Origin of the sequence: Brevundimonas diminuta ATCC 11568, from assembly GCF_000204035.1 — a bacterium.
Lineage (GTDB): Bacteria > Pseudomonadota > Alphaproteobacteria > Caulobacterales > Caulobacteraceae > Brevundimonas > Brevundimonas diminuta.
In genome coordinates this window covers 1648239-1650644 of record NZ_GL883086.1, presented here as the reverse complement: position 1 = coordinate 1650644, position 2406 = coordinate 1648239, and the positions used below count along the sequence as shown (strand labels likewise).

The window sequence follows — 2406 nt, the reverse complement described above, 5'->3', positions numbered from 1 at the left end:
TCACGGGCACCAACGGCAAGACCTCGGTCGCCAACTTCTGCCGCCAGATCTGGGCAGGGCTCGGCCTGAAGTCGGCCAGCATGGGCACCCTGGGCGTCGTCGGCCAGAAGGGCGACAAGACCTACGCCCTGACCGGCCCCGGCCTGACCAGCCCCGACGCCGCCGAGGCCGCGCGGCTGCTGGCCGAACTGGCCCGCAAGGAGGTGACGCACCTAGCGCTGGAAGCCTCGTCCCACGGCATCGACCAGCGGCGCCTGGACGGGGTGGCGATCAAGGCGGCGGGCTTCACCAATCTGACGCAGGACCACCTCGACTATCACGGCACGATGGACGAGTACCGCGCCGCCAAGATGCGCCTGTTCGAGGCCCTGTTGCCACGCGGGCGCACGGCGGTGCTGAACGCGGATTCCGACGCCTATTCGGCCTTCGCCTCGGCCTCGATCATGGCGGGTCTGGGCGTGATGGGCGTCGGCGAACGCGGGCGCGACCTGACCCTGCTGGCGCGCCGAGCGACCCCTGAAGGCCAGCGCCTGACCCTAGATGTGCGCGGCCGGCTGCATGACGTCCTGCTGCCGCTGGCGGGGGCGTTCCAGGCGTCGAACGCCCTGGTGGCGGCGGGCCTGTGCATCGCCGGCGGCGAAGACCCGGACCGCGTGATCCCGGCGCTGGAGCTGATCCAGGGCGCGCAGGGCCGCCTGCAACGCATTCCCGGCGGCGCGCGCGGCGGCGAGGTCTATGTCGACTACGCCCACACCCCCGACGGGCTGGAGACGGTGCTGAACGCGCTTCGTCCCCACGCGACCGGCCGTCTGATCGTGGTCTTCGGCGCGGGCGGCGACCGCGACCGGGCCAAGCGTCCCCTGATGGGCGAGATCGCCGGGCGTCTGGCCGATACGGCCATCGTCACCGACGACAACCCGCGTTCCGAAGACCCCGCCGCTATCCGCGCCCAGGTGCGCGCAGGCTGCCCCGACTCGCTGGAGATCGGCGACCGCCGCGAGGCCATCCGCCACGCCGTATCCCTGATGCGCGAAGGAGATGTGGTCGTGATCGCCGGAAAAGGGCATGAACAGGGACAGATCGTCGGCGGGGTCGTACATCCCTTCGACGACGCCGCCGAAGCGACCGAAGCCCTGAAAGACCATGCCTGACGCACACACGCCGCTCTGGACCGCCGAAGCCATCGCCTCGGCGACCGAAGGTCGGCTTCATGGACCCGACGCATCAGTCTCGGGCCTGACCTACAACAGCCGCGAGATCGCGCCGGGCGACCTGTTCCTGGCCCTGCACGGCGCGCGCGACGGGCATGAGTTCGCCGAGGCCGCCTTTGCGGCGGGCGCGGCGGTTGCGCTGGTCGACCGGCCGGTCGAGGGCGGGTCTTATGTGCTGGTGCCCGACACCCTGAAGGGGCTGGAGGCGCTGGGCGTCGCCGCGCGCGATCGCGCCCGCCTGCGCGGCGCCGTCACCGGCAGCGTCGGCAAGACCAGCGTGACCCAGGCGATCAAGGCGGGCCTCGATCTGGCCGGATCAAGCCACGCCTCGATCAAGAGCTACAACAACCACATCGGCGTGCCGCTGACGCTGGCGCGGATGCCGCAGGGCACGGACCGCGCCGTGTTCGAGATCGGCATGAACCATCCGGGCGAGATCGGGCCGCTGTCGGCCTTCGTGCGCCCGCACGCCGCCTGCGTCACCACGGTCGGGCCGGTGCACATCGAGGCCTTCGCCGACGGCGAGGCGGGCGTGGCGCGCGAAAAGGCCGCCATCTTCGAGGGGCTGGCGCCGGGCGGGATCGCCGTGGTCAACGCCGCTGACGCCCATGCCGACATCGTGCGTCAGGGCGCGGAAAAGGCCGGGGCCGTGGTGCGGACCTTCGGCCATGATGCGGGCTGCGACGCGCGCCTGCTGGACTTCGTCGCCGATAGCGAGGGCGCGACCGTCACGGCCGAGCTGGACGGACAGCGCATCGAATATCGGCTGGCCCAGTCGGGCGTGCACTGGGGGCTGAACAGCCTGTGCGTAATCCTGATGCTGCAGGCGCTGGACGTGTCGCTGGACACGGCGCTTCAGGCGCTGGCGAGTTTCCAGCCGCTGGCCGGGCGCGGGCAGATGAAGGCTGTCAAAGTCCCTGGCGGGACGTTCACCCTGATCGACGAGAGCTACAACGCCAATCCGCTGTCGATGAAGGCGGGCTTCGTCAGCCTGGGCGCCAAGCCGGTGGGGCAGGGCGGCCGTCGCGTCGTCGTCCTGAGCGACATGCTGGAGCTGGGCGAACACAGCCGCGCCCTGCATGAAGGGCTGGCCCCCGCCATCGTCGCCGCCGGGCTGGACCTGGTGCACACGGCCGGGCCGCAGATGCGCCTGCTGCATGACGCCCTGCCGCCGTCGCTGCGCGGCGAGTGGCGC

Annotated in this window: 2 protein-coding genes; both read left to right on the top strand. The window is 71.4% G+C overall.

The annotated features are described in order from the left end of the window. On the top strand, positions 1-1151 hold a 1151-nt coding region (locus BDIM_RS11855), incomplete at its 5' end, for a UDP-N-acetylmuramoyl-L-alanyl-D-glutamate--2,6-diaminopimelate ligase (RefSeq protein ID WP_040345984.1). Then, the coding region (locus BDIM_RS11850) for a UDP-N-acetylmuramoyl-tripeptide--D-alanyl-D-alanine ligase (protein ID WP_040346921.1) at positions 1144-2406 on the top strand (1263 nt) is incomplete at its 3' end. The genes BDIM_RS11855 and BDIM_RS11850, both read left to right, overlap by 8 nt.